This window comes from Rhizobium leguminosarum bv. trifolii WSM2297 (genome assembly GCF_000271845.1).
In genome coordinates, this window is the sequence record NZ_JH719393.1 from 431,861 (window position 1) to 457,890 (window position 26,030).

At 61.3% G+C, this 26,030-nt stretch carries 22 protein-coding genes and 1 pseudogene; 9 read left to right on the forward strand and 14 right to left on the reverse strand.

The features are described from left to right. Nucleotides 1-140 precede the first annotated feature (140 nt). Nucleotides 141-869, reverse strand: a complete 729-nt coding sequence (locus RLEG4DRAFT_RS05795) for an endonuclease/exonuclease/phosphatase family protein (RefSeq protein WP_003576005.1) — start codon at nt 867-869, stop codon at nt 141-143. 115 nt (nt 870-984) lie between these two features. Here RLEG4DRAFT_RS05795 and RLEG4DRAFT_RS05800 point away from each other — a divergent pair, with 115 nt between their 5' ends. Further along, nucleotides 985-1,944, forward strand: a complete 960-nt coding sequence (locus RLEG4DRAFT_RS05800) for a lysylphosphatidylglycerol synthase domain-containing protein (RefSeq protein ID WP_003576007.1) — start codon at nt 985-987, stop codon at nt 1,942-1,944. Here RLEG4DRAFT_RS05800 and RLEG4DRAFT_RS05805 read toward each other — a convergent pair. Beyond that, entirely contained in the window at nt 1,891-3,432 is a 1,542-nt protein-coding gene (locus tag RLEG4DRAFT_RS05805; protein WP_003576009.1) for a phospholipase D-like domain-containing protein, read from the reverse strand. The genes RLEG4DRAFT_RS05800 and RLEG4DRAFT_RS05805 overlap by 54 nt on opposite strands. Before the next feature lie 116 nt (nt 3,433-3,548). Here RLEG4DRAFT_RS05805 and RLEG4DRAFT_RS05810 point away from each other — a divergent pair, with 116 nt between their 5' ends. After that, the gene (locus RLEG4DRAFT_RS05810; protein ID WP_003576011.1) at nt 3,549-4,793 is read left to right on the forward strand and encodes a DUF763 domain-containing protein; all 1,245 of its coding nucleotides are present in this window, start codon (nt 3,549-3,551) and stop codon (nt 4,791-4,793) included. 17 nt (nt 4,794-4,810) lie between these two features. Here the strand turns inward: RLEG4DRAFT_RS05810 and RLEG4DRAFT_RS05815 are convergent, their stop codons facing one another. From RLEG4DRAFT_RS05815 to RLEG4DRAFT_RS05825, 3 genes are all read right to left on the reverse strand, one after another. Next, on the reverse strand, nt 4,811-5,803 hold the full coding sequence (locus tag RLEG4DRAFT_RS05815; protein ID WP_003576012.1) for an Lnb N-terminal periplasmic domain-containing protein: 993 nt from the start codon (nt 5,801-5,803) through the stop codon (nt 4,811-4,813). A gap of 283 nt (nt 5,804-6,086) precedes the next feature. After that, a complete protein-coding gene (locus tag RLEG4DRAFT_RS05820) occupies nt 6,087-7,004 on the reverse strand; it encodes a DMT family transporter (RefSeq protein ID WP_003576013.1) in 918 nt (305 codons plus the stop codon). 131 nt (nt 7,005-7,135) lie between these two features. After that, nucleotides 7,136-7,786, reverse strand: a complete 651-nt coding sequence (locus RLEG4DRAFT_RS05825) for a GntR family transcriptional regulator (protein ID WP_003576015.1) — start codon at nt 7,784-7,786, stop codon at nt 7,136-7,138. Between the two features lie 157 nt (nt 7,787-7,943). On the opposite strand from RLEG4DRAFT_RS05825, the gene RLEG4DRAFT_RS05830 reads away from it, so the two are divergent. From RLEG4DRAFT_RS05830 to RLEG4DRAFT_RS42390, 5 genes and pseudogenes are all read left to right on the forward strand, one after another. Then, nucleotides 7,944-9,368, forward strand: a complete 1,425-nt coding sequence (locus RLEG4DRAFT_RS05830; RefSeq protein ID WP_003576016.1) for a malonyl-CoA decarboxylase — start codon at nt 7,944-7,946, stop codon at nt 9,366-9,368. Then, nucleotides 9,365-10,876 carry a malonate--CoA ligase gene (locus RLEG4DRAFT_RS05835; RefSeq protein WP_003576018.1) on the forward strand — a complete coding sequence of 504 codons (1,512 nt, stop codon included), beginning with the start codon at nt 9,365-9,367 and terminating at the stop codon, nt 10,874-10,876. The genes RLEG4DRAFT_RS05830 and RLEG4DRAFT_RS05835 overlap by 4 nt, the downstream gene beginning before the upstream one ends. 94 nt (nt 10,877-10,970) lie before the next feature. Next, complete coding sequence (locus tag RLEG4DRAFT_RS05840; protein WP_003576019.1) at nt 10,971-12,317, forward strand: SLC13 family permease; 1,347 nt, start codon at nt 10,971-10,973, stop codon at nt 12,315-12,317. Nucleotides 12,318-12,469: 152 nt separating this feature from the next. Next, nucleotides 12,470-12,775 (forward strand): DUF982 domain-containing protein, encoded by a 306-nt coding sequence (locus RLEG4DRAFT_RS05845; RefSeq protein ID WP_245277933.1) that lies wholly within the window; start codon nt 12,470-12,472, stop codon nt 12,773-12,775. A gap of 89 nt (nt 12,776-12,864) precedes the next feature. Then, nucleotides 12,865-13,040 (forward strand): annotated as a pseudogene (locus RLEG4DRAFT_RS42390) (GMC oxidoreductase); the annotation flags it as partial. 158 nt (nt 13,041-13,198) lie between these two features. Here the strand turns inward: RLEG4DRAFT_RS42390 and RLEG4DRAFT_RS05855 are convergent. Further along, nucleotides 13,199-13,402 carry a cold-shock protein gene (locus tag RLEG4DRAFT_RS05855; protein WP_003572688.1) on the reverse strand — a complete coding sequence of 68 codons (204 nt, stop codon included), beginning with the start codon at nt 13,400-13,402 and terminating at the stop codon, nt 13,199-13,201. A gap of 408 nt (nt 13,403-13,810) precedes the next feature. On the opposite strand from RLEG4DRAFT_RS05855, the gene RLEG4DRAFT_RS05860 reads away from it, so the two are divergent. Beyond that, entirely contained in the window at nt 13,811-14,923 is a 1,113-nt protein-coding gene (locus tag RLEG4DRAFT_RS05860) for a hypothetical protein (RefSeq protein WP_171898182.1), read from the forward strand. 57 nt (nt 14,924-14,980) lie between these two features. Here RLEG4DRAFT_RS05860 and RLEG4DRAFT_RS05865 read toward each other — a convergent pair whose 3' ends face one another. Both RLEG4DRAFT_RS05865 and RLEG4DRAFT_RS05870 read right to left on the reverse strand, forming a co-directional pair. Continuing rightward, nucleotides 14,981-15,589, reverse strand: coding sequence for a class I SAM-dependent DNA methyltransferase (locus RLEG4DRAFT_RS05865; RefSeq protein WP_003576025.1), 609 nt, complete (start codon nt 15,587-15,589; stop codon nt 14,981-14,983). A 170-nt stretch (nt 15,590-15,759) separates the two neighbouring features. Next, the gene (locus tag RLEG4DRAFT_RS05870) at nt 15,760-18,639 is read right to left on the reverse strand and encodes a helix-turn-helix transcriptional regulator (protein WP_003576027.1); all 2,880 of its coding nucleotides are present in this window, start codon (nt 18,637-18,639) and stop codon (nt 15,760-15,762) included. A 287-nt stretch (nt 18,640-18,926) separates the two neighbouring features. On the opposite strand from RLEG4DRAFT_RS05870, the gene RLEG4DRAFT_RS05875 reads away from it, so the two are divergent. Then, nucleotides 18,927-19,769 (forward strand): alpha/beta fold hydrolase, encoded by an 843-nt coding sequence (locus tag RLEG4DRAFT_RS05875; RefSeq protein ID WP_003576029.1) that lies wholly within the window; start codon nt 18,927-18,929, stop codon nt 19,767-19,769. Between the two features lie 35 nt (nt 19,770-19,804). Here RLEG4DRAFT_RS05875 and RLEG4DRAFT_RS05880 read toward each other — a convergent pair whose 3' ends face one another. From RLEG4DRAFT_RS05880 to RLEG4DRAFT_RS05905, 6 genes are read right to left on the reverse strand one after another with little or no spacing between them, the layout of a single operon-like run. After that, the gene (locus RLEG4DRAFT_RS05880) at nt 19,805-20,548 is read right to left on the reverse strand and encodes an ABC transporter ATP-binding protein (protein WP_003576031.1); all 744 of its coding nucleotides are present in this window, start codon (nt 20,546-20,548) and stop codon (nt 19,805-19,807) included. Next, nucleotides 20,545-21,402 carry an ABC transporter ATP-binding protein gene (locus RLEG4DRAFT_RS05885; protein ID WP_003576032.1) on the reverse strand — a complete coding sequence of 286 codons (858 nt, stop codon included), beginning with the start codon at nt 21,400-21,402 and terminating at the stop codon, nt 20,545-20,547. The genes RLEG4DRAFT_RS05880 and RLEG4DRAFT_RS05885 overlap by 4 nt, the downstream gene beginning before the upstream one ends. Beyond that, complete coding sequence (locus tag RLEG4DRAFT_RS05890) at nt 21,399-22,334, reverse strand: ABC transporter permease (protein ID WP_003576034.1); 936 nt, start codon at nt 22,332-22,334, stop codon at nt 21,399-21,401. Before RLEG4DRAFT_RS05890 ends, RLEG4DRAFT_RS05885 begins: the two co-directional genes overlap by 4 nt. A gap of 4 nt (nt 22,335-22,338) precedes the next feature. Further along, complete coding sequence (locus RLEG4DRAFT_RS05895; RefSeq protein WP_003576036.1) at nt 22,339-23,436, reverse strand: ABC transporter permease; 1,098 nt, start codon at nt 23,434-23,436, stop codon at nt 22,339-22,341. Nucleotides 23,437-23,441: 5 nt separating this feature from the next. Continuing rightward, entirely contained in the window at nt 23,442-25,028 is a 1,587-nt protein-coding gene (locus RLEG4DRAFT_RS05900) for an ABC transporter substrate-binding protein (RefSeq protein WP_003576037.1), read from the reverse strand. 45 nt (nt 25,029-25,073) lie between these two features. Further along, on the reverse strand, nt 25,074-26,027 hold the full coding sequence (locus RLEG4DRAFT_RS05905) for a dihydrodipicolinate synthase family protein (RefSeq protein ID WP_003576038.1): 954 nt from the start codon (nt 26,025-26,027) through the stop codon (nt 25,074-25,076). Nucleotides 26,028-26,030: the final 3 nt, after the last annotated feature.

Here is a 26,030-nt window from a genome sequence, read left to right on the forward strand (position 1 = left end):
TCGGCAAGTTTCCTCGTCGCCGCGCCCGTTTCCTCGGCCGTGCCGCGTTCTGCCCCGTCATCTGATCGGTCCGGCTGACGGAGGTGGTCAACGTCGTTTTCCACCGCATGCAGGGTAGCTGTTCGCAAGCGACGGGGCGATCAGGCAAAGCCGATTTCCGCAACGAGCGGTAGGTGGTCCGAGGCGACCCGCGCCAACCGGTTTTCGAGCACCACCGCCCCATGAACGACGAGATCGCCAGTGACGAAGATGTGGTCGAGGCGCATCAGCGGGTAGCGGGCGGGAAAGGTTGCTCTCGGCCGCGCATTGCCTGCGAGCTGGGCGTCCTTCAACGATCGCGCGGCAAGTCGGTAAGTCGCCGACGACGGAATGGCGTTAAAGTCGCCGCAAAGAATGGTGGGAAGAGGTTCGTCCGCCGTCCCGTGCAGCCAGCCCGAATTCAATAGCGTCGTCATCTGCCGCATGCGCTCGCGGCCGCGAAGACCGAGGTGGGTGTTGACGACCAGCAGTTTTCTGTCGCCGACCAGGATTTCGACTGAAAGGGCGCCGCGCTGCTCGCCGATGGAGGGCAGCGGGCCGGCCTTGACCGCGCCCGTCGGCAAGGCGGTGATGATCGCATCGCCATACTGCTCCTCGGCAACCGATAGCGCCGGATGAAAATGGGCCTGCATCTTGAGAAGCGAGGCAATCATATGGGCCTGGTCGATGCCGCCGGTCCTGCGCCTGAGCACGTCGACCTCCTGAAGAGCGATGATGTCGGCTTGCGCCTCGGCGATGACCGAAGCGATGCGCCCGGGATCGAGCTTACGATCGCTGCCGATGCAGCTGTGGACGTTATAGGTCAGGAGTTTGATTGATTTTTCCGCCATGGGATCCGCTGAAACTCGTCCCTGGGGACATCCATCTCGTTCCCGGGGGAACACAAAACTCGTTTGATCGTTCCAGATCATCGACCTACCGCGCTCGCACTTCTGAGGACAATCGATGAGCTTGAAAAGCATGATCTGGAATGGACTGCTCGTTGCCGCCCTCTGTTTTGCGGTCTTTCTTCTCTATCGCATCTTTGAACAGTACAGCCTCGATCAGATCGTCCAATCGGTTCGCAGCATACCGCTTTCAAGCTTCTGTACAGCGCTTCTCTTTGCTGCGGCATCCTATCTGTGTCTTGGCTGTTTTGATCTGCTGGCGATCCGTTCGCTCGGCAAATCCTTGCCTTATCCTAGAATTGCGTTGGCTTCGTTCATCAGCCTGTCGCTCGGCCACAATATCGGTTTTGCCGGGCTAAGCAGCGGTGCCTTCCGCTACCGTTTCTATTCGCGCTGGGGGCTGACGACCGAGGACGTGGCGAAGATCATCCTGTTCTGCGGCGTCACCGTCGGGCTCGGGCTGGTGACGTTGGGCGGACTTGCTTTGATCGTCAATCCGAGTGATGCCGGGCGCCTGCTGCGGCTTGATCGGGCCAGTGTGCGCATCTTCGGCTTTCTGGCGCTCATTGTGCCGGTCGTCTATCTCGGGCTGACGTTTTTCATCCGCGGCAAGTTGAGGCTTTGGCGCTGGTCGTTTCAGTTGCCGCGATTTTCGATTGCCGTCGCGCAGGTCGCGATCGGGACGATCAACTTCATGCTCGTTTCCGCCTGCCTGCACCAGATGCTCTCGGCCTTCGGCGACGTCGCCTTCTTCAGGTCGGTGACGGCGTACGTGTTGGCCAATTCGGCAATTCTCGCAACCCATGTTCCAGGTGGGCTCGGCGTGCTCGAGGCGACCGTTTCCTATGCTGTTCCGCAGGAAGCCTCGATCGGCGCGCTGATCGCGTTTCGCTGCGCCTATTTCTTCATTCCATTGGCGCTCGGCACGACGCTTCTCCTCATCAGTGAGATCGTCTTTCGACGATCACGCAGGACGGACGAGGAGGCGGACGAGGGCGCCGAGGCCCAGTCGGCGTAGGGCCAAGAAAGGCCGGGCCGGGTCGAAGATCCCGGTGCCTCTGACCGGGGAGATACTGCCGGAAAGCTCGACGGCGAATTCTCTCAGACCTTGACTGCCATCATTCAGCGCGTCGATCCCTTGGATCAGCGAGCCGCTTTGCGCGTAAGCCGCTGCAAAGGTCTCGGTACCTGTTCCGAGATATTCGGCCAGCAGGCGATTGCGCAGCTCGGCGACCGCGCGGCGGTGCTCGTCTGTTTCAGACGCGAATAGTATATCGCATTCCGAATCAAGACCTTCGGAGCGATTGTTGAGATTGGAGGAGCCGATGCGCACCAGCTCATCGTCGGCGATCATCAGTTTCGAATGGATGAGCACCTCGACCTCGTCTACCGTCGCCGGCACAGTCTGTCCGGGCACCGCCTGTCCGGCCACTGTCGGCCCGGGCACGACGGGAAAATAGACCCGCAGCCGGTTCGCGCGATCGGCCCGTTTGAGAAGGCGGATGACGCGGTCGCGATTGCCGCCCATGACAAGCTTCTCGATCAGCCCGTGAGAGCTGCGCGTGCAGATGATCACAACCTCGGGGCCGGCTTCTTCCTGTAGGCGCGCGGCAATAGCGTCGGCGACGCGGAAGGAAGCGAGATATTGTGCCTCGATATAGAGCAGGCGTCGTGCTCGGGAGATAATGTCCAATGTCGAGGCGATCCCGTCGCTGATGCCGGCGCGCAAGGTCGTTGACGGTTCCGTCAGCACGAAGCTCACTGGGATTTCCCGCAGCGAAACGGCGAGATCGTCCGGCCAGGAAAAGGATGCTCGCTCGGCAAATGGCAGGTGCTTTTCGCCGGTGGCTGCCTCCCAGCGCCGCCTGGCGATATCGCCGATCAGCCGGGCGGCGTCGCCCGTGACCATCGCTTGAACGTCATGCAGCGGATCGTAGGAAACGCCCTCGGGGTCACGCCGGAGTCTGTCTCTGGCACGATGGCGCTTTGTGTCCCATCGCCGCGAGGTCAGGTCAATGCCGCCGATGAAGGCGACGGCGTCGTCGACGCAGACGAGTTTCTGATGGTGGCAGCCGCGAACGGGACCTTGAAGATCGAAGCGCAGGTCGATCCTGGCATTCCGCGGGAAGGTCTTCTTGCGAAGCACCTGCAGCGATTTTTCGGAATAGACCGGCCCGAGCGCCCAGATGAGAATGCGTATTTCGAGCTCGGGATTGGCCGCTGCGAGCCCATGCAACAGGTCTGCCAAAGTCTCGTCGGATTTATCCGGTTCCAAGGGGATGTCGGGATTGAAATCCCAGCCGATGATCCAGATCGTGCGCCGTGCCTGCCGCAGCGTCCGCGAAACTTCGGTGAAATATCGGTTGCCGTTGATCAGGAAAGCCGCCTTCTCGGCGTTGCCGTCCAGGCGCAAAGCGCTGTTATTCTGATTTTCGTGGCCGTCCGGCCGTTGCGATTTTGCCTGGGTTAGGCTCGGGTGATTGAAGACGGTCTCGATTGCGGTCATGATTGCCTCGGCTTCTAGCTGCGAAAACAAACGCCTGGAATATTTTTGGGTTCCGTGCGGCGCTGGAAGGGGCGGCCGGGCTATCTTCCCGGTGATGGAAAGCGTGAGGAAACGAGATGTCACAACGAGCAGGCAGCGCCGATCTTCCCCTTCATGGGGGACGTGTGCCGCATTGGCTCGGCGACCGGATGACGCGGCTGGGAGCCCTGATCACCGAAGCGATCGTGCACCACTACGGCCGCGACGAATTCCTGCGCAGGCTTGCCCACCCTTTCTGGTTCCAGTCCTTCGGTGCGGTCATGGGCATGGACTGGCATTCCTCCGGCATTACTACAAGCGTTCTCGGCGCGTTGAAGCGCGGGCTGAAACCGCGCGCCGGCGAGCTCGGCCTGCATGTCTGCGGCGGCCGCGGCGCACATTCACGCAAGACCCCGCAGGAGCTCGTCTCGATCGGCGAGCGCGTCGGCCTCGACGGCGAAGGCCTGGCGACGACGAGCCGCCTCATCGCCAAGGTCGACAGCGCTGCCCTTCAAGATGGGTTCGATCTTTATCTGCACGGCTTCATCGTCGCCGATGACGGCCATTGGGTGGTGGTGCAGCAAGGCATGAACGGCGACAGGCGGCAGGCCCGGCGCTATCACTGGCTGTCGGAAGGGCTGGAGAGTTTTGTCGACTCGCCGCATGCGGCTATCGAGGGCAGGAGCCAGGGTACGATCGTCAATCTGGCCGACCGGCGCGCCGAGCGATCGCGGCGTGGCCAGCTCGACCTGCTGGCAACGCTCGGCCCCGACCGGATCATACGCGAGGCTGCCGCGCTGCTGCGTGTCGAGCAGCCGGCGCCAGAACCCGCCGCACAGCCGATGCTGCCGCATCTGATCATGCCGGCCCACCACGACGTGCGCGAAAGCGATGTCAACATGCGGCGCCTGCATGGAAATCTTGCCGCCGCTGCCGACCGCGGGCCGGCGGATTTCGAAGAGCTGCTGCTGGTTCCCGGTGTCGGCGCCCGCACGGTGGAGGCGCTGGCCATGGTGGCCGAAGTCGTCCACGGCGCGCCCTGCCGCTTTTCCGATCCGGCACGCTTCTCGATCGCCCATGGCGGCAAGGACCGCCATCCTTTTCCGGTGCCACTCAAGGTCTATGACGAGACGATCGGGGTGATGAAATCGGCGGTGCAGAAGGGCAAGCTTGGTCGGGAGGAGGAACTGCAGGCGCTCAAGCGCCTGGATGACCAATCCCGGCAGATGGAACGCTACGTCACCGGTCCCGACCTCAAAGAAATCATCGCCGGCGAATTTCGCCAATCCGCCGAATTCGGCGGTCGCAGCGTCTTCGGCTGGGAGCCGCCGGGTGAGAATTAGATGATACCGAAAGCTCTTCAATCCAGCGGTGAAGGTACACCCTCGCGGATCGCTTTCGAAAAATCCTCGGAGCCGTCGGCACCTTTTGCCCGAGCGGCGATATGCGCCGCCGCCTTCAGCTCCTCGAACGGCAGCTTCGTGTCGAGCGCATTCCGGTCATAGGCGAATTGCGGAAGGTAGCCGTTCACGATCAGCCGCCAATCGAATGGAAATGTGGCGCCGACGGCCCGCATCATTTTGGCGGCAGTGGTGGTGCAGTTGGTGGTGAGCGAGTTGTAGAAGTGCGGGTGTTCGGCGAGCGCGTTTGCATCGCTGACATATTGCAGGAGAAGCCTTGCGGCATTGGCCGGCGGAACACGCATGCGAAAGAGCTGGACGTCCTCGCCGCGGATGTTGGACCGGACACGAACGACATCGCCTTCGTCGGCCGCAATGATGACCAGGGGATTGCTTTTGAAGAGGTCACCGAGTGGAGAGAATTTACCCCCAGCCGTTCTCCGCACCTCGATCGACCATGCCAGGTATTGGTCGTCGTCAAAACTGAAGCTCAGGATCATGTGCGCCATCTCCGGCCCTGCCCAATAGGACATGAACAGGTCAAGGCTCTTGAGTTTGCTCAGATCGTAGGCGCGCGGCTCCCATTTCTCCACGAAACTGCCATCGTTATTCCAGTCAAAATTTCTGACGTCGGTCAGCGTCAGGATGTCGCCGTCGACCGTTCCCGTCACCTGCCTTGCGACGTCTCCGGCCCAGTTGGCCGTGACAGGAGGCTCGATCGAGCTCCACCACGCGACGATGCCTGCAAAGCATAGGACGAAAGAAAGGATAACGACGAGGCGCGGCCTCCAGATCAACGAAATTACGGCGACAACGCCAAGCAGTGCGAGGCCTGCTGCGGCGCCCCCTCTTATCGCAGGGGAAGCCGGCAGACGGTAGAACAGTGCGAAGGAGGCCCAGATGGTCGCCAGCAGCATCGCTAGGCCGAAGGCTGCCTTGGCAAGCCGAAACATGATGCGAACCCCTCGCGGCCGCGCGCGGCCCGCAGATCTTGGCGCGCTGCCGCTGTCGTTGAAACTCATGACGCCTTCCCATCCTTGTTGAAGGTCAATCGATGATTTCGATGTTCCAGACGTGTGCCGAAGGCCCGAAAAAGCGTCCTGATCTGGAGACACATTGTCGACGCTCGAGAGGGCCTTGCTCCCATGACGGGCGGCAAGCAATCTGTCTTGAAGTGACGATGCTTGTCCAGTCCGTATCGGACAAACGCCGGCAAGGTACGCTGCCTACAGGCCTTCAATGGCCGTCGGGCGGGACCGCTTCGGCGGGAACCGTCTCTTTCAGGTTCTTCCGGTGGAAGATGAAGAGGCCGGCAAAGACGATGATTGCAGCGCCGACGACAATCTGCATATCGGGAATATCGTTGAAGAAGATGTAGCCCAGCACGATCGCCCAGAGCAGCAGCGTATATTGCAGCGGCGCCAGCAGCGATGCCGGGGCGAGCTTCAGCGAACGGGTGATCAACAGATGCGCGCAGGTGGCGACGACGCCGAGCAGCAGCATGCCGGACCAATCGATCAGCGTTGCCGCCTGCCAATGGCCGATGCTGAGCACGATGCCGGTGGCAAGAGCGGCGACCGTCTGCCATGTCACCAGCGTCGTGTCGCTGGTCGAGCGCAGATAACGGCTCATCACCAGCGACAGAGCGAAGGCAAGGCTGCCGGCAAGGCCGAAGAGCGACGGAAGCGACAGCATCGCCGTAGACGGACGCAGCGCAATGACGACGCCCGCGAAGCCGACCAGAACGGCGAGCCACCGGCGCCAGCCGATCTTTTCCCCAAGAAAGAAATGCGAGAGCGCCGCGATGTAGATCGGCCCGGCCATATAGAAGGTCATAACGTCGGCGAGCGGCAGATAGGCGACGGCCGCGTAGAACAGGGCGACATCGCAGGTCGCCATGAAAACGCGTATGAACTGGAGGCCCTTCTGCTCGACGCGGAACAGAGCCATCGGACCTTGCCTTGCGATCATGGGTCCGAGCACGATGAAAGCGCCGACCGAGCGGATCACCAGCACCTGCCCGACGGCAAAGCTTGCGACCAGCCACTTGCCCATCGCATCGTTCAGCGCAAAGAGCAGATCGCCGAGCAGCATCAGCGCGACACCTGTCATGATCAGGTTTCCGGCGTGGGCTGCAGCCGCCTTGGTCTTCATCTCTCGAATCCTCGCGAAAACGGCCGCGCATTGCGCGGCCGAGTGCGGCTTCGGCCTTAACGCTGCCAATGTCAATGGTCAGTCAAAAGCTCTTGCCCTCAAATCCTTGAGGCGTGTCGCTCAACAAAAGTTCATCTGTTTGCCATGCTTGCGACCAGATCGCTAAATCTTTCACCCTGGATGCCGACATGCGTCCTGAGCAGACGGCGGGCTTCATCTCCATCTCCGGCAAAAATAGCATCGACGATGGCGGAATGTTCTAAGAACGAGGTCGACAGGCGGTTTCGCACGCGCAGCTGGAGGCGGCGGTAGGGGCGCAGGCGTCGATGCAATTGCACGCATTGCTCCTCGAGGAAATCGCTTCGGCCGGCTGCGTAGATAGCCTTATGAAACTCCTCATTATCGTAATAATAGGCATCGCTGTCACCGGCGCCGGCCGATTGTTGGCAGCGGGCATGGGCCGCCGCAATCGCTACCCGGGAGGCCTCGTCCAGCCGTCGTGCGGCGAGCGACCCGGCCAGGCCCTCCAGCTCGGCCATTACCTCGAACATCTCGTAGACGCGGTGCGGTCCCGGATCGATGACAACAGCGCCTCTGCGCGGCCGAATTTCGATGAGGCCGATCGCATCCAGTTGCATCAGCGCCTCGCGCACCGGTGTGCGGGAGACTCCGAACCGCGTCGCGAGCACCATCTCATCGAGCCGCTCACCGGGCGAGAACTCGTTGGAAAGAATTGAGTTTTCAATCTCATCCCGCAGCCATCGGCCGACATTCTCGGACATTCGTTCGCTTCCTTCATACATAAGCGCCATTCTTGTATACACGATTGTTGACCTTGTGTGCAAAAAATGACACTTTACATACTGCCGGCGAAACCCGGCGATGGGAAGCGGCCGTCTGCGCGCGCACGCAGGTCCATCAGCAGAGAGGAGAAATGGCATGTCCGAGGCTTCCTTCTTTACCGATATGCTGCAAAGCATCACGGACCGCGGACGCCAGCTTCTGTTTTCCGGCTCTCGCGCCACCCAGGTCGCAGCCAAGGCCGATCTCCAGACGCTCTGCGAAATGCTGCTATCGAGCCGGGGCGAAGCGTCGGGGATGGCTCTTGCGGCCGAGATTCTCGATCGCTGGGAGGCGCTCGACAGCGACAGCGCGCGGGCTTTCCTCCAAATGCTTCATGAAAAGTTCGGGGCCGACACCGCCAAGCTCGACCAGACGATTGAAAATTACCGCACGGACAAAAGCTCCGCCGCGGTCATTGCTCTCCACCAGGCAGCCGAGCCAAGGCGGCAGGAGCTTCTGCGGCGATTAAATCACGCACCGAACGGCACTGCCAAGCTCGTCCGGATGCGTCAGCAACTGCTTGCTTCGAAAGATCATTCCGCCGGTTATCACGCCCTTGACGCCGACTTCACGCATCTGTTCGGCTCCTGGTTCAATCGTGGCTTCCTGACGCTGCGACCGATCGACTGGTCGACGCCGGCTTCCATTCTTGAAAAGATCATAAAATATGAGGCGGTGCACGAGATCTCCGGCTGGGAGGAGTTGCGCCGTCGTTTGGCACCGGCCGACCGCCGATGCTTTGCCTTCTTCCACCCCCGGCTCGCCGATGAGCCGCTCGTCTTCGTCGAGGTGGCGCTCACACGATCCGTGCCCAGCGCGATCGTAGATGTACTCGACGAGGGCAGGGAGCAGATCAATGCCGACGAAGCGACGACGGCTGTCTTCTATTCGATCTCCAACTGCCAGGATGGCTTGCGCGGCATCTCGTTCGGCAACTTCCTGATCAAGCAGGTCGTGGAAGACCTGCGCAAAGATCTGCCCGGCCTGAAGAATTTCGTCACCCTGTCGCCCGTTCCAGGCTTTACCCGTTGGCTTGCCAAAGCACGCGCTTCGACCGACGACCGGTTGCTGCCGGAAGCGGCCCGCAAAACGCTGATGCTGCTGGACGATCCGAACTGGCCGGACAACGAAGATATGGCAACCGAAGTGGAGCGGGTGCTGCTCCCCCTTGCGGCACGCTACTTCCTGATCGAACGGACGCCGGAGGGCCGCCCCGTCGATCCTGTCGCCCGCTTCCATCTCGGCAACGGCGCCCGACTTGAAAGACTGAATTTTCTGGGCGATCGCTCACCCAAGGCGATGCAGCAGGCTCACGGCCTGATGGTCAATTACCTCTACAAGCTCGACGACATCGTGGCCAACCACGAGGCTCTGGCGCAGCGCGGCGAAGTGATTGCCTCGCCCGCCGTCAAAGGCTTGCTCAACCAGAACGACGACAGCCGCCGCGGCGGCAATGGCCAACAGGGCTCCCGGCCATTCGCACAAATGGTGAATTCAACGCTTGGAGGAGGGCGAAAGTGAGCAACCATCTTTTCGACGCCATGCGGGCCGCCGCGCCCGGTGACGCACCGTTCATCCGCGATAGCGCGCGCACATGGACCTACAATGACGCATTCCCTCTTTCCGGCCGCATCGCCAGCGCCATGGACGCGCTCGGCATTCGCCCGGGCGATCGAGTGGCGGTGCAGGTCGAGAAAAGCGCCGAGGCATTGATCCTCTATCTCGCCTGTCTTCGCAGCGGCGCGGTCTACCTGCCGCTCAACACCGCCTATACGCTAGCTGAACTCGATTATTTTATTGGCGATGCCGAGCCGCGTTTGGTGGTTGTCGCGCCGGCTGCCCGAGAGGGCGTGGAGACGGTCGCGAAATCGCACGGTGCGATCGTCGAAACGCTCGACACCGACGGCAGCGGCTCGTTGCTTGATCTCGCACGCGATGAGCCGGCAGACTTTGTCGATGCCTCGCGCTCTGCCGATGATCTGGCGGCCATCCTCTATACGTCGGGAACGACGGGACGCTCCAAGGGGGCGATGCTCACGCATGGGAACCTGCTGTCGAACGCCTTGACCTTGCGAGACTATTGGCGCGTCACGGCCGACGATCGACTGATCCACGCCTTGCCGATCTTTCACACGCATGGTCTTTTCGTCGCCACCAACGTCACACTGCTCGCCGGCGCCTCGATGTTCCTGTTGTCGAAGTTCGACGCCGACGAGGTCGTTTCACTAATGCCGCGGGCAACGATGCTGATGGGCGTGCCGACCTTCTACGTGCGTCTTCTGCAAAGCCCGCGCCTCGACAAAGAGGCGGTCGCCAATATCCGCCTGTTCATTTCCGGTTCGGCTCCCCTGCTTGCCGAAACACATAGCGAGTTTCAGGCGCGCACCGGTCACGCGATCCTTGAGCGCTACGGCATGACGGAAACCAACATGAACACTTCGAACCCCTATGACGGCAAACGGATTGCCGGAACGGTCGGCTTTCCGCTGCCTGATGTGACGGTGCGTGTAACCGACCCCGCCACGGGGTTCGAGCTGCCGCCTGAACAAACCGGCATGATCGAGATCAAAGGGCCGAACGTCTTCAAGGGCTATTGGCGGATGCCGGAAAAGACCGCGGCCGAATTCACCGCCGACGGTTTCTTCATCAGCGGCGATCTCGGCAAGATCGACCGGGAAGGTTATGTCCACATCGTCGGCCGCGGCAAGGATCTGGTGATTTCGGGCGGTTACAACATCTATCCGAAAGAGGTCGAAAGCGAGATCGACCAGATCGAAGGTGTGGTCGAGAGCGCCGTGATCGGCGTGCCGCATCCCGATTTCGGAGAAGGTGTTACCGCCGTCGTCGTGCGCAAGCCCGGCGCCGTCCTGGATGAAAATTCCATCGTCAGCGCCCTCCAGGACCGTCTTGCCCGCTTCAAACAACCCAAGCGCGTTATCTTCGCCGAGGACTTGCCGCGCAACACCATGGGTAAGGTTCAGAAAAACATCCTGCGGCAGCAATACGCCGATCTTTATACCAGGACGTAAGGCGACCGCGCCCTCTGGGAGGGGGGTCGTCGCATCCTGCATCAATCTTGAAAACAACAGCTACGGCGCCGGCGGCGTCGGAGGGAGGGGAATCATGGGTATTGAATTACTATCCATAGGACTGCTGGTCGCCATGTTTATCGTTGCGACGATCCAGCCAATCAACATGGGCGCATTGGCATTTGCCGGAGCCTTCATACTCGGCTCCATCATCATCGGGATGAAAACCAGCGACATTTTCGCCGGCTTTCCAAGCGACCTGTTCCTGACGCTCGTCGCCGTCACCTATCTTTTCGCCATAGCGCAGATCAACGGCACGATCGACTGGCTCGTCGAATGTGCCGTCCGCCTGGTGCGCGGCCGGATTGCCTTGATTCCCTGGGTGATGTTCCTCGTCGCCGCTGTGATTACCGGTTTCGGCGCTCTTGGCCCGGCTGCGGTCGCCATCCTTGCGCCCGTCGCGTTGAGCTTTGCAGTGCAGTACCGCATTCACCCTGTCATGATGGGCCTGATGGTGATTCACGGAGCGCAGGCGGGCGGCTTTTCGCCGATCAGCATCTACGGCGGCATCACCAACCAGATCGTCGAGAAGGCCGGCCTGCCTTTCGCTCCGACGTCGTTGTTCCTCTCCAGCTTCTTCTTCAACCTGGCGATCGCCGTGCTGGTTTTTTTCCTTTTTGGTGGCGCCAAAGTGATGAAGCAAGACGCCGCTTCGATCGGCCCGTTGCCCGAACTGCATCCCGAGGGCGTATCGGCGTCGATCAGAGGCCATGGCGGCACGCCCGCAAAACCGATCAGGGACCACGCCTACGGTACGGCGGCCGATACCGCGACGACGTTGCGCCTGAACAATGAAAGAATTACCACCTTGATTGGCCTGACGGCGCTCGGCATCGGCGCCCTGGTTTTCAAGTTCAACGTCGGCCTCGTCGCAATGACTGTGGCCGTCGTTCTCGCACTATTGTCGCCGAAGGCTCAGAAGGCTGCGATCGACAAGGTCAGCTGGTCGACCGTGCTGTTGATCGCCGGCATCATCACCTATGTCGGCGTGATGGAAAAAGCCGGGACGGTCGACTATGTGGCGCACGGTATATCCAGTCTCGGCATGCCGCTGCTGGTGGCGCTTCTGCTTTGCTTTACGGGTGCAATCGTCTCGGCCTTTGCGTCGTCGACCGCGCTGCTTGGCGCGATTATCCCTCTCGCCGTTCCGTTCCTGTTGCAAGGACACATCAGCGCCGTCGGCGTGGTCGCCGCGATCGCAATCTCGACCACGATCGTCGACACCAGTCCGTTTTCCACCAATGGCGCCCTTGTCGTCGCCAATGCGCCGGATGACAAGCGAGACCAGGTGCTGCGACAGTTGCTGATCTACAGCGCCCTGATCGCGATCATCGGACCAATCATTGCCTGGCTGGTGTTCGTCGTGCCTGGCCTGGTCTGACGGCCGCCTGCTGGCTCCAACAAACCTGTGTCGAGCCCTGTTCGGCACCGTCGCTGTGCTGCGATTGCGATGAGCAACGAGTGACCCTGATCGCGGTGAAGATCGTTCATTCGGCCCCCTGAGATTCCTGGGGCACGTCAGACCAAAGTCCGATGCTGGAACGCGCGCGCGCAGATGACGTTGAGCGGATAGCCGAAAAAGTTGAGGAGATGTCGATGCGCCGCGATTTTTGGGACCAGCCCGTTGAGGTCATCATTGGAGATGGGGACCACCTTAAGAGTATCCGCAACAGCAGGGACGCGCTCGCCTATCTCATGACCTCTTGGCCGCCCGAGAAAGCGGCATCCTTCGCCGTCGCGAAGAGGATCTGCACGGACGCCGTCGATGGGCGAGCGGATTCATCCGCGGCTGCTTTGGCATTCAAAGCTGCGGCGGAAGAAGCCGGCATCCTCCGTTAGCTCGCGCCTGCCGACTGCGCAGCCATGGCGGAATGCAAGTTTAGGCTCGCAACGACCGGTCGCCTTCTTGGCGGGGCCGGCATGCTCGCACCTGTAAGATGGGCAGCGACACGATGGCGGTTGTCGATTCGCGATTACGAGTGAATGGGCTGGCGAAGCTGCGGGTCGTCGATGCCTCATCATGCCGACGATCGTCTTCGGCAACACCAATTCGCCGGTGATGATCGCCGAGGAGGCGGTCGAGAGCATATCTATCAAAGGCGTAATAGCGCTTGGCGTCTGTCTGACGTGGATGCGTGGAGCATCCTGCCGTCCCCGGTACCCGAAAACGACACGCACAGACCTCGATAACCGTCGTGGCGGCCTATGGCGTGACGACGAGCCCAACCCGCTCACGCGGGTTGGGTAATCTTCGACTTTGGATCAGAGGGTTGAGACGTTCTCAGCCTTCGATTTTCCGGTCTTGCGATCCTGGCCGACGTCGAAGCTGACCTTGTCGCCTTCGCGGAGCGACCCGCCGCGCTGCAGTGCAGACACGTGCACGAACACGTCCTGTCCGCCATCCTCTGGGGTGATAAAGCCGAAGCCCTTGTCGTCATTGAAGAATTTAACCGTACCTGTCGGCATGAGATAACTATTCCTTGTGTCATTCGTCGATTTGCGAAAGCGAAACTATACCGCCACCGCTCCTCTATCAACCTTCATAGCGCTGACGCAACTTTAAAGGCAAGGAGGCAACAGTTTCGTCGAGGGTCAATCCGGCTTCCGACAACCGATCGCCTAACGATCAGACATTTTTGATCGCCTCGATGCCGCGTCCGGAAGCATCGCTGAAATTGATATCTCGCGGCGCCCACGTTATCGACAGAATCAAACGCGGGATTGCCGCCCATGCGTGTAGAAAGGGATTGCCGATTGCCTGCAACAGGTTGTAGATCGGAATCGCACAATGGGATTGTGCAAACCGGTCGGGATGACGCCAACTCCGCTCGTTCGGCCGCTGTCTGAAGCTTTACCGGCGCGCTGCGCTATCAAATGAGGGGTCCGACGCCGTTGTTTTCGCTTGTTCTCCCCAGCCGCCCGCTATCATTGGCGCGCAACGTCATCTCCACGCCCAACGCTTACTTCTGGGCAACGCCGATTATCCTGGCATTGGCTGTCTTTCTATTCGTCACGGAAGCACCAGGGGTGATTCGTGATTTCCAGATCAGCCAGAACCCTTTGGTGCTCGAAAACGGCGACGTGCAAAACGGGAAATGCACGACACGCAAGGCGGTCTTTACCGACTGCGAGGCACGCCTTGTCTACAACTATGGTGGACGAAACTACGACACCGAGGTCGAGGTCATGTTCGTCGATTTTCATACCGGCGATTATGAAACCGATCTTGTGATTTCCGCCGATCATCCAGAACTCGCGACAATGAGCCTGGGTCTCGACATGCTCTGGAACAGGATCATCACGCTCACTCTGTTCGTGGTCCTCCTCGGCGGCATGAGCCTGGGTATGATTTTTCTCGGTATCCGCATTTGGCGGGTCAAGGGGCAATTACGCCGGCCGGCCAGGCTGATTCCCGTCCCGGTCGAGATCAGCGCATTCGACCGCAGGCGCGGCGTCCTTTCCATCACTTACAATGACAAGATCGCCAGCGACAAAACGGGGCGATCGGCTTACACGCGGATGAAGAGCGGACAGGAACCTCTGATCGTCGGTGAAGCCAACGGCAAAGCGATCGGACTGGCCGTCAGGCACGGCAATACAGCCCTGCCAGTGCTTCTCGACGATCGTCTGCAGCGCGTAGAGCTGACCGAAGCCGAGCGCACCGCGGCTCTTGCACCCCTGGCGCATCAACAAGACGGCGATCAGAGCGCGCCGGTGTTGATCGAAGAAGCCAAAAGGACGATATCGATCTGGAGGCGGCTGCAGCTTTTCTTCGGCACGTTGCTTCTGATCGCCGTCGGTGTGGTCGGCTTCTGGCTGTGGTACGTCACGAGCTCGCCGACGCAATTTCAATCGCCTGGCATGGACATTAACAACCTCATGCCGGCGCCGTTAAACGAATGGGGATGCGAACAGCTCAAGAAGCGGTTTGCTCAGGATCGTGCGCCGTTTGGTTGCACCGCCGCCGATTACACGAGCTGGAAATAGCAGGCGCGGCCGGCGCCTACGTTTTGATCGAGTACGCCTGCTAGCAGCCTCGGGGCGTCATCCTGGTCGTCGGGCGTAGAAGGTGTGCCACGCTTCGTCGTTGCGGCTCATGCGGTATGCGTCCCATTCAAGATCCAGACCGGCCGCCTGGATGCACAGCGCGAAGTCATCGCGGCGCCAGTAGGTCATATGGTAGGCGCCGCTCGTCTCCCCGTCTCCATCCCGCATCGTCACCAGGAAGACGCCTCCCGGGCGCAGCGCGGCGGCGATCTTTTCGAGGACTTGGGCGGTCTGGTCGCGAGGCACGTGGATGAGAACGCAGAGGGCAATCACCGCATCGTAAGGGCCGCCGAGGTTATCGGTGATGAGATTAAGGAGTTCGCCTTCCTTGCCGCGCGCCGCCTGCAGCTCGAGAAACCGCCGCGTCGCATCGGTTCGCCTTACCAAAACACCCTGTGTCTCGAGGAAATCCGCATCCCACCCAGGCCCTGATCCGATCTCAAGGACCCGGCCGCCTTTGCCGGCGGCGATGGCGACCTGACGCAAGGCTGCCTCCAGGCTCGGCGCGGGAAAGGGATCAACGATGCGGCTATAGTCATCGGCACAGCCTTCATAGGAATCGATCGTGCATTGGGTATCGGCCAAGGCGGTGGAAGAGACGTGCATTTTGTCCTCCGATGATGAAATCCCGGGCCCTCTGCTCGGGGCGCCATATCACCATGCTCGACGTAAGGCCGCGCAAGCACATCAGGCAAAATGCCTAGGCCACGAAAGAATGGGATGCCTGTGAGCAAATATCAGCAGGGTCTACCTAGACAATCTCCTGAAGCGCACCTCTACGCCGGATCAACCATCCGGAGCCGGTGCGCCATGGCGGCCGCAGCACCGCGGCTGGGGACGGCGAGTTTGCTCAAAATGTTGGAGACATGAACGCTTGCCGTTTTCGACGAGATGAACAGATTATCGGCGATCTGACGATTGCTTTGTCCAGCGGCGACAAGCCTGAGCACCTCGAATTCCCGATCCGTCAAGCCAAGCGGCGCCTTCGGCACGCCGCCGTCTTTCCCGCCGCGCAGATCAATGCGGGTCTTTGCCGCCAGCGTCTCGATCTGATTGCACAGGAGGCGAGCGCCGATCGACTGGGCAAGGTCCGCACCTCGCCCGAAATGGTCAGCACCCCTGGCGCGCTTGCCGGCATTCACCGCAGCGCTCCCGGCCTGCAGAAGGGCATATGCCTGCCGAAAGGGCTGGCTCAAATCAGCCCAGCTTTGGGCAACCGCTTCCCAGGCATCGAGGTCGGAAACCGCCGTGCGCGAGAACTCGGCCGAGATGCCCAGCCTCTCGGCTTCCTCAACGACGTTGCGGCACGGGGTCCGAACGGCAAGGTCGGCGAGTTGGCGAGCGGCATCTTTCTGGTTCGTATCGACAGCAGCACGCATGGCCGAGGCCAGCAGCGGCCACGAGATGCCTCCTTCCTTGTCGAGTTGGGTCGAGGCGGATCTTATCAGCATCGCAGACTGATCCATGTCGCCCGCCAGCGCGCGGCTTTCGATATCGAATCTCAGAAGATTGGCGGCCATACGGTTCGCAACCTGAGGGCCGGGCGGCAGGGCGCGCAAGGAGCTTGCCGCTGCGGCAACGCGATCCGAATCCCCCAAGACCAGGGCAATCTCCGCCTGGCATTCGAAAACATGTACCAGCCCCAGCGGTAGCGGATCCAACGCCGCCATCCGTTCGCATGTCTCTATGGCTTCGGAAACGCGGCCGACGGCGAGCAGGGCGCGGCACAGAGGTGACCCCACGATCGCCCCGATATACCGGGCCTGGCCGAGCTCGACGGTCCGGGCAAAAATTGCCGGTCCGACTTCGATGACTTGAGCGTAGTCGCCTTTCTCGAGCAGGGCTTGAAGCAGGGCTGCACCGGCCAGCACCTCGACCCGGCCGATGGAAGCCTTTTCCGCGCGCCTAGCCACGCTCCAGAGGGCATCGACCCGCGAACTGTTCGAAGCCATGTCTACCGACGCCGCGACAATCAGCGCCTCGATGCGGTATTCCTCGTCATCGAGCCTCTCCGACAGCTCCTTCAGTTCCTCGCCCAAGCGCTTGGCGCGGTCGAATTCTCCCCGCAATATCAGCGCGCGGGAAAACTGCCCCAGTCCGTCCGCGCGCAGCCTTGTGGGATCGACCGAATGATCAAGCGCTCTCTCCAGGTCGGCGATTTCGCCTGGGATAAGCGTGTGCTGACGCATCACCGCGCGCTGCAGAAGAAGCGCTGCCAGTTGTTCGCCATCGCGTTCTGCATCCACTTCGGCAAGTGCGCGTTCGACAAAAGCCAGACCCTGTTCCGCCTCTGCCGCCCAGCAAGCGGCATCGGCGGCGAGTTCCAGCACCCTGCAGTGACCCGCGCCGGTCAAATCGGCCGCGTTGTCGACCTCGGGCCAGGTTGCCAGCACGAGCTTCAGCATCTCCATCTGGTCTTCATAGGCGAAGGTGGCAGCGGCTTCCGCGGCAGATTGCCAGGCCCACCGCAGGCAAGATTCGGCTTGGCCGGCGCCGTGCCAGTGGCGGGCGAGTGCTGCGGAATGCCAAACCCGGTAGCTTGGAACCGGGCCGCGTTCGAGCACCCCAGCATAGGCACGATGGATGGCCATTCTTTCGCCGGCGATCAGGTCACTGCGCACCGCCTCGTGGATCAGCGCATGGCGGAACGCATATCCGTCACCATCGGGCACAAGGATCCCGGCCAAAATTGCGGGCCGCAGCAACTCGGCCACTTCAAGGTCGGACTTGTTCTCCACACTGCGAAGCAGCGTGTGCGTGATATGCGGGCCGCCAAGCGCCATCACCTTCAACAGGCCGGCTGTCGACGCCGGCATCTCCCTGACCGCTTTCAGCAGGTAGTCGTTGAGCGAGCCGGGAAAATCTGTACGCACGCTTCCGCTCGCATCAATAAGCGCCTCGGTGAAAAGCGGGATCCCGCAACACCGCGCATGGACCTCATTGATGACAGCAGCTGTTGGCGGACGCCCAAGCAGCCCCTCGAGCTGCGTGGCGACCTCGGCGCGCTTCAGGCGGGGAAGCCTCAACACCTCGGCTCCCTCCGAAAGCGAGAGGTCGGCGATGGTCGTCCGCAGTGCGTTGCTGCCGCTGGTCTCCTCGGGTCGGTAGGTGACGATCAGCATCAGCCGAGTTTTCTTCAGCCGCGTCGTGAGGAAACGAAGCAGATCGCAAGTGGCCTGGTCGGCCCAGTGAATGTCCTCCACGACCACGACGAGCGGCATCTCCCGTGCCAGTTCCTCAAACAATTTTCGCAGCGCTTCGAACAGCCGCGCTCTTGCGATGCCCGGATCGAATCTTTCAGAGGTCTCGCCGAATTCGGGAAGAAGCCATGCGAGCTCGCGTGCACCTTCGGCGCCGACGAGTGACCGCGACGAGGGCGCGCCGCGCAGCTGAACCAGTTCATGCAGCACGGCGGTGACCGGCGCATAGGGCAATGCCGATTCCCGCTGCTCGATGCAGCCGCCTTTCAGGATCAGGGCACGGCCGGAGAGCCGGCCGGTAAACTCCTCGACCAGCCGGCTCTTTCCGCCGCCAGCTTCCGCCCCGAGAAGAATAGAACGCTGGCGCCCGCCGGAGACATCCCGGAACGCGGATTCCATCGCATCTAGTTCTGCTGCACGGCCTGAAAATAGGGACTTTCTGAGGGATGTCGACACAAAGTCCTCCGAAACATGGAATTCGAGATTAGCAGAGATGGGGACATAGTCATCCCATGCGTCACGATCGTCGGCAGAGGTGCGATGTGTCGATCTGAAAGCACTGGGCATGGAGGTTTGCGGGTGCCCGCCGCCGGCCGTTGCTTCCGAAAGTTTTCAGCCTGTCCTACGCAAAATGCCCGATGCGGCACGCCTGCCTTAGCCGCATCATGGGGAACATGCGGACGTCGAGTGATGTTTGCGAGAAAGGTCGCCGCTTCGCCCAATACAAATAAAGGACGCCCCAAGTGAGTGAACGCATTATCAAGTTTGACGACGTCGAGATCGCCGCACAGGCATTTGGCAACCCCGCGCACGAGCCGATCCTGTTGATCATGGGCGCGATGGCGTCGATGCTCTGGTGGCCGGACGAGTTCTGCCAAAAGCTCGCCGCTCAGAAATATTATGTCATTCGCTATGACAATCGAGACACCGGACGTTCAACGATCTACGAGCCGGGGGAACCGCCTTACACAATGGACGACATGGCTGCGGACGCCATCAGGGTACTCGAGGGCTACGGCATTGCCGGCGTCCATCTGATTGGAATGTCGCTGGGTGGCACGATCGCCCAGATCGCAGCGCTCTCGCATCCCGAGCGCGTCAGGACGCTGACGCTGATGTCCACCACGCCGGTGGGTATTGATACAAGCGCGCTGCCGCATACCACTGATGCCTACATGGCGCATGCGGCGACGGGCGAGACAGTCGACTGGGCAGACAATGCCCAGGTGATCGAATTCCTTGTCGAAGACACCCGAATGATCGCCGGGGTGGCGCATCGCTATGACGAAGGGCGGGCGCGCGCCTTTGTCGAACGGGACGTCAAACGGGCGAAAAACTTCGTCAGTGCCACCAATCATTTCATGCTGAGGGGCGGCCAGAGCTTGAAAGGAAAATTGGCTGAACTGGCGGCACCCCTCCTTGTCATACACGGAACGGCGGATCCGATTTATCCGGTTGAGCATGGCGAACTGCTGGCACGAACGGTGAAGGGCGCGAAGCTTGTTCGGCTCGAAGGCGGCGGCCACGAAATTCATCCCAACGATTGGGAAGCGATCATTTCCGCTATTGACGCCCACTTGCGGTGACTAGCTGAAGCAGCAGCAGGGCGTACCGATCGATGTTACGCCCTTCCGTACATCCGGCTCGCGCGCAACAACCGTTGCGAATAGGGATGTTCGACCGCGCCTCTACGCAATGCCTCGATTTCGACCTGTTCGACGATCTCGCCGGCTTCCATGATGGCGACGCGGCTGCACATGTGGGAGACGACGGCGAGATCGTGGCTGACCAGGAGATAGGTGAGGCCGCGCTCGGCGCGCAGATCCTGCAGCAGATTGAGGATCTCGGCCTGGACGGAAACGTCGAGCGCCGATGTCGGTTCGTCGAGAAGCAGCACGTCCGGGTTCAGCATCAGGGCGCGGGCGATTGCCACACGCTGGCGCTGCCCGCCGGAAAGCTGATGCGGAAATCTATAGCTCAGCGCCGGATCGAGGCCGACCGATCGGAGCACCGCGTTGACGTCGACGGAATTGGTATCAAGCCCCTGGTTGCGCAGCGGTTCCTTCAGCTGCGAGCGGATGGTCTTGCGGGGGTGGAGCGATCCATAAGGGTCCTGGAACACCATCTGCACCCGGCGGAAGAACGGCCGGCTGCGCTGCCGGTCCAGCGTCTCGCCCTGGAGTTCGATGTTGCCATCATAATTTGCGTTGAGGCCGGAGAGGGCTCTGAGAACGGTGGACTTGCCGCAGCCGGATTCGCCGACCAGGCCGAACGCCGTTCCCCTCTCGACTGTGAGGTTTACATCTCTGACGACGGGCCGCTGGCCGTGTCCGAAACGAATGGTGAGATTGTCTATCCGGATCATCGCCGCACCTCCGCTGCGAGGTCGTCAAGCCAGGCGGGATCCCGCTTCAGGATCGGCAGCCGGGCAGGAGGATTCTCGATCGTCGGCAGGGACGCCAAAAGCCCCTGCGTATAAGGGTGTTTCGCCTTGTCCAGATCGCGCGCCTCGAGCACCTCCACGACGCGGCCGGCATACATGATGAGGACGCGATCGCAGAAATTGCGGATCAGATTGAGGTCGTGGCTGATGAAGATCAGGCCAAGATTGCGGCGTGAAACGAGTTCGTCGAGCAGCGCCAGGATTTCGAGCCTGACCGTCACGTCGAGCGCGGAGGTCGGCTCGTCGGCGATCAGCACTTCGGGTTCGGCGATCAGCATCATGGCGATCATGACGCGCTGGCCCATCCCGCCCGATATTTCGTGCGGATAAAGGCGGGCAACACGCTCGGGATCGCGGATCTGCACGGCTTCGAGCATGTCGAGCGCCTGGCCGTAGATCTGTTTGGCGCTAACCTTGGGATGATGGAAGCGGTAAGTCTCGGCGATTTGTTCGCCGATCCGCATGACGGGATTGAGCGAATATTTCGGGTCCTGCAGGATCAGCCCGATCCGCCGTCCCCGGATCGTCATCATCTTTCGTTCGCTTGCTTTGATGAGGTCGACGTCGCGAAAGCGCATCTGTTCGGCGCTGACCTTTGCGGTTGGCGGCAGCAGCTTCATGATCGCGCGGCCGACGGTCGATTTTCCTGACCCGGATTCGCCGACGATGCCGAGCTTTTCCTGTCCGAGCGTAAAACTCACGCCGCGCACCGCGCGCATGTGGCCGCCGCCATAGGCGATTTCGAGGTTGCGGATATCGATCAGGGGCTCTGTCATTCCGAACCTCTCGGGTCGAGCACGTCGCGCAGCGCATCGCCGACGAGATTGAAGGCGAGGCTGACGAGTGCGATGGCGATGCCGGGTGCTGCAATCACCCAGGGGCTGTCGAGCATGAACTCGCGGCCGCTGGCGGCCATCGAGCCCCATTCCGGCCAGGGCGGCTGGGCGCCGAGGCCGAGAAAGCCAAGGCCGGCGGCGGTGATAATGATTCCGGACATGTTGAGCGTGACGCGGACGATCACCGAAGGAATGCACATCGGCAGGATGTGGCGGGTGATGATCGCGATCGGTGTCGCGCCCTGCAGGCGCACAGCGGCGATATAGTCGACCTTGCGCAGACTGAGCGTCTCGGCGCGCGCCAGCCGCGCGATCGGCGGCCAGGCCGTCAGCGAAATGGCGATGATCGCATTGGTGATGCCGGGGCCGAGGGCTGCGGCGAAACCGAGCGCCAGCACCAGGCCGGGGAAGGAGAGGAAAATATCAGTGATGCGCATCAGAATTTCGTCGACGATGCCGCCGAAATAGCCAGAGACCGTGCCGATCAGCAGGCCGAGCGGTGCAACGATGATCGTGACGAGCATGATGATGTAGAGCGTCGTGCGGGCGCCGTAGATCACCCGCGCAAAGACATCGCGGCCGAAATTGTCGGTGCCGAGAAGATGAGCCGCCGAGGGGGGCGCAAGCCGCCCGGCCATATCCTGCACGATCGGATCGTAGCTGGTGAGCAGAGGGGCTGCCGTCGCCACGACGATCAAGAGCACGATGACGACGAGGCCGGCAAGGCCAAGCGGGTGCAGGCTGAATTTCAGCCAGCCCTGGTGGATCTGCTGCGTCGTCGACTGAAACCAGCCCTGAGGCTCCGGCGCCAGCAGCCATTTGCGGAGGCCGCCGATGTGGGCGCTGTCTGCGTCTTCGGTAGAGATCGTCATGGCGTCACCGTGTCCTCGGATCAAGAATGCGATAGAGGAAGTCCGACACGATGTTGATGGTCAGGAAGACGGCGCCGATCGTCAGCACCGAACCCATCACCACGTTCATGTCGTTCATCTGCAGCCCGCGGGTGAGATACTGGCCGAGTCCTGGCCAGCCGAAGACCGTCTCGATCAGCACCGCGCCCTCGAGCAGCCCGCCGAAGGTCAGCGCGAGGATTGTCAGCAGCTGCACGCGAATGTTCCGGAAGGCATGGCGCCAGACGACCTTGCGGGTGCCGAGCCCCTTTGCCCGTGCGGTGATGATGTATTCCTGGCTGAGCTGTTCCAGCATGAAGCTTCGCGACATGCGGCTGATATAGGCGACGGAATAATAGCCGAGGATCGCAGCTGGCAGGATGATGTGGCCGAGAGCGTTGTGGAATACGTCCCATTGCTGCTGTATCGCCGCGTCGATCAACAGAAAGCCGGTCATTGGCGTGACGAGGCCTTCGTAGAAGACGTCGACCCGGCCCGATGCGCCGACCAGCTTCAGCTTGGCGTAGAAAACGAAGAGCGCCATCAGCCCGGTCCAGAAGATCGGGATGGAGTGGCCGGCAAGCGCCACGATCCGGGCGATGTGATCGATGATCGTTCCGCGCCTGACGGCAGCCGTGACGCCTAAGGGAATACCGATCATGGCGCCGATGATCATGGCGATGATCGCAAGCTCGATCGTCGCCGGAAAGATCGTCATCAGATCGGTGAGGATCGGCTGGCCCGTGGTCGCCGATGTGCCGAGATTGCCTGTGGCGATCTTTCCGACATAGGAGAGAAACTGCATCCAGATCGGTTGCCCGAGCCCAAGCTCGTTATAGACCCGGTCATAAACCTCCTTGCTGACCTCCGCCCCGGTGATGGCAAGCACCGGGTCGGCAGGCAGCAGACGGCCCATCGAGAAGGTCAGGAAAAGCAGGCCAAGCAGCGTCGTGACGACAGCCACTAGGCGTCCCGCCAGGCGCCGCAGCAGGCTGAGTGCCGGGTGCGGGGCCGCCTCGGTGAACCCGCCCGCCGTTGAGCGGCGGCTCACCTCCTGCTTCGATGTCAGATCGGCGCTCGCCACGCGCTCTACTCCTTGGTCACGTCATGCCAGCGCGTCGACCATGTCGTGTGCCCGTGATAGCCCTTCACGTTTGCGCGCATGACATAGGGGTCGGTTCGCTGGAAGAAGATGACGAGCGGCGAAGCCATGCCGGCATAGATCCCGTCCATCTTCTTGAAGATGTCGGTGCGCTTTTGCGTGTCGCGCTCCCTCATCGATTGATCGATGAGTGTGTTGAGGTCGTCCACCTTCATGCCCGTGCGCCAAAGATAATAGCTGCCGAGGCGCGCCTCGTCGCTATTGTCGGGGTTGAAGGCATATTGGGTGGCGACGGCGAAGGGATCGGGCAGGCGGGCGCCGGAATTGCCGAGCAGCACTTCGAATTTGCGCTCGCGGAAAGCGGGGGTGAATTCGCCCGGAACCAGATCGAGATCGAAACCGGCGGCCCGCGCGCTCGCCTGCAGCGCTTCGGCGAAGGGCAGGGTTGGCGCCCCCGAGGGATTGAGGACTTTCTTCAGGCCGTTGGGATATCCGGCCTCCGCCAGCAGCTGCTTGGCCTTGGCGGGATCGTAATCATAGCGGACGGCAGCCTCATCGGGAGCGCCGATCATGCCGCGCGGGATCATCGACTGCCAGGGAAAGCCGGTATAGCGCATGATATTGCCGGAGATCGCCTTCCAGTCGAATGCGTGCTGGAAGGCCTCGCGAACCTTCGGCTTCTGCAGATCCGGGTCCTTCTGATTGAGGGCGATGTAATAGAAGCCGAGACCCGGGACATTGTCGATCACCATATCCTTGTTGGTGGACAGCGCATCGAGATCGCCGCTTGCCACATACTGGCCGACATCGACGTCGCCGGCTTCGAGCTGCAGCCGGAGATTGCCGGATTCCGGGATGTGGCGGGCAACGACGCGGGCCATGGCCGGCTTGCCGCCCCAATATTTCGGCTGTGCATTGAAGATTGCTACATCGTTCGGCCGCCATTGCGCCAGGCTGAATGGTCCGCTGCCAGCGGAATTGGCCGAAAGCCAGGCGCCGCCGAAATCACCGTTCGCTTCATGCGACAGTACCGTCTTCTTGTCGACGATGCCGATCGACGAGCCGGCCAGCGAATAGAGCACCAGGTCGGTGTTCACGGTCTGCGGCAGCTCGATCTCGAGCGTATGTTCGTCCTTTGCCCGAACCAGTTTTTCGACGTTGTCAGGCTTGTAGCCCCAGAGTGCGACGTCGGTGGAGCCGACTTGTCCCATCTTGATGACGCGCTGGATCGACCAGGCCGCATCCTCGGCGGTCACCTTGTTGCCGCTCTGGAAGACGGCGTCGTCGCGCAAGGTCAGGGTGATGATCTTGCCATCGTCCGAGACACTCCATGCGGTGGCAAGCATCGGCTTCAGCGTTTTAAGATCGTCCGGCGACAGCTGCACGAGGTTGTCGTAGAGGTTCGAGATCACCTCCGAAACCGTGCGGGCATTGTTCTGGGCCGGATCAAGCGTCCGGATGCCGGTGAGATTGGTGCCGATCACCAGCATATTGGGCGGCGATGCCGCCCAGGCAGGCTGCGTCGTCATCAGTGCCCCGGTAATTGCGATCGTTGTCAGTAGCTGTTTCAGCATCTCTAGACCTCCCAATCCTGTTGTTTTCAAAAAATAATGTCGAACTCAGCCGGCTGCTTCGGCAGACTGCCGCCGGTCCGGATTAGCTTGAATGCTGCCCTCGGCCTCCCAGCCTTGAAGCAGTCGATGAAGTTCTTCGCGATCATGCCGGTCGAGCAGCGGCAATCCCGGCACTCGCACCGGGCCGACATCGAGGCCGGAATAGGTGACGGCCTCCTTGACGACAGTGACGTTGGCGCCATTGCGGAACTTCGTCCGCATCCGCTCGAAGGGTTCGAGCTTGTTGACGATTACGCGCGCCGCGGCGAAATCGCCTTTTTCGAGCGCAGCGTGAACGGCAAGCGACAGTTGCGGTGCGACATTGACGAGGCCGGAGGTGAAACCGCGCGCGCCGGCCGCGGTGAATGTCGACGCCCAGCTTTCCGCCAGGCCGCAGACGAACAGCGCGCCGGCCGGATCGGCAGCGGGAATCGCGCGCGACAGCAGCATCAGATCGGTCGTGGCAAATTTGATTCCTGCAATATTGCCGTGGTTGGCGAGACGGACGATATCGTCGACACCGAAACCCTCGGCTCTGACGTAGGCGATCAGCGGCAGGGTGGAAGCATCGGCGAGATTGCAGAAATAATCGATCTGGGCCGAAGGTGCTGCGAAAGGATCGACGGGCTGGTGCGACATGACGGCGGATGCGCCGATCGCCGCCGCATCCCTCGCCATGCCGATCGCCTCGCGCAGCGACCGGCCGATCGCCGCCGTCACTGGCGCCCGGCCGTTAACGCCCGATACCGCCGCCTCGTGAACGATGCGGATTTCCTGTGGCGTCAGCGCATAGAATTCCCCGGTATTGCCGGCAGCGACGATGTTGTGAATGCCCGCCGCCGCTACTCGCGCATAGACCTTCGCCGTCGTCTGCGGTTCGACTTCGCCATTACCGTCATAGGCCGTGACGGGAACCCCCGAAACGCCCGTGAGCGCCTTTCGCATGATCGCGATGCTCATTTT

Bases quoted from the DNA above. Each gene is read 5' to 3' on its own strand.
- RLEG4DRAFT_RS05905 (WP_003576038.1), bottom strand. From the start codon at position 26,027: ATGAGCATCGCGATCATGCGAAAGGCGCTCACGGGCGTTTCGGGGGTT.
- RLEG4DRAFT_RS05885 (WP_003576032.1), bottom strand. From the start codon at position 21,402: ATGACAGAGCCCCTGATCGATATCCGCAACCTCGAAATCGCCTATGGC.
- RLEG4DRAFT_RS05810 (WP_003576011.1), top strand. From the start codon at position 3,549: ATGTCACAACGAGCAGGCAGCGCCGATCTTCCCCTTCATGGGGGACGT.
- RLEG4DRAFT_RS05800 (WP_003576007.1), top strand. From the start codon at position 985: ATGAGCTTGAAAAGCATGATCTGGAATGGACTGCTCGTTGCCGCCCTC.
- RLEG4DRAFT_RS05825 (WP_003576015.1), bottom strand. From the start codon at position 7,786: ATGTCCGAGAATGTCGGCCGATGGCTGCGGGATGAGATTGAAAACTCA.
- RLEG4DRAFT_RS05880 (WP_003576031.1), bottom strand. From the start codon at position 20,548: ATGATCCGGATAGACAATCTCACCATTCGTTTCGGACACGGCCAGCGG.
- RLEG4DRAFT_RS05865 (WP_003576025.1), bottom strand. From the start codon at position 15,589: ATGCACGTCTCTTCCACCGCCTTGGCCGATACCCAATGCACGATCGAT.
- RLEG4DRAFT_RS05860 (WP_171898182.1), top strand. From the start codon at position 13,811: ATGAGGGGTCCGACGCCGTTGTTTTCGCTTGTTCTCCCCAGCCGCCCG.
- RLEG4DRAFT_RS05830 (WP_003576016.1), top strand. From the start codon at position 7,944: ATGTCCGAGGCTTCCTTCTTTACCGATATGCTGCAAAGCATCACGGAC.
- RLEG4DRAFT_RS05805 (WP_003576009.1), bottom strand. From the start codon at position 3,432: ATGACCGCAATCGAGACCGTCTTCAATCACCCGAGCCTAACCCAGGCA.
- RLEG4DRAFT_RS05855 (WP_003572688.1), bottom strand. From the start codon at position 13,402: ATGCCGACAGGTACGGTTAAATTCTTCAATGACGACAAGGGCTTCGGC.
- RLEG4DRAFT_RS05815 (WP_003576012.1), bottom strand. From the start codon at position 5,803: ATGTTTCGGCTTGCCAAGGCAGCCTTCGGCCTAGCGATGCTGCTGGCG.
- RLEG4DRAFT_RS05890 (WP_003576034.1), bottom strand. From the start codon at position 22,334: ATGACGATCTCTACCGAAGACGCAGACAGCGCCCACATCGGCGGCCTC.
- RLEG4DRAFT_RS05795 (WP_003576005.1), bottom strand. From the start codon at position 869: ATGGCGGAAAAATCAATCAAACTCCTGACCTATAACGTCCACAGCTGC.
- RLEG4DRAFT_RS05820 (WP_003576013.1), bottom strand. From the start codon at position 7,004: ATGAAGACCAAGGCGGCTGCAGCCCACGCCGGAAACCTGATCATGACA.
- RLEG4DRAFT_RS05845 (WP_245277933.1), top strand. From the start codon at position 12,470: ATGCTGGAACGCGCGCGCGCAGATGACGTTGAGCGGATAGCCGAAAAA.
- RLEG4DRAFT_RS05900 (WP_003576037.1), bottom strand. From the start codon at position 25,028: ATGCTGAAACAGCTACTGACAACGATCGCAATTACCGGGGCACTGATG.
- RLEG4DRAFT_RS05840 (WP_003576019.1), top strand. From the start codon at position 10,971: ATGGGTATTGAATTACTATCCATAGGACTGCTGGTCGCCATGTTTATC.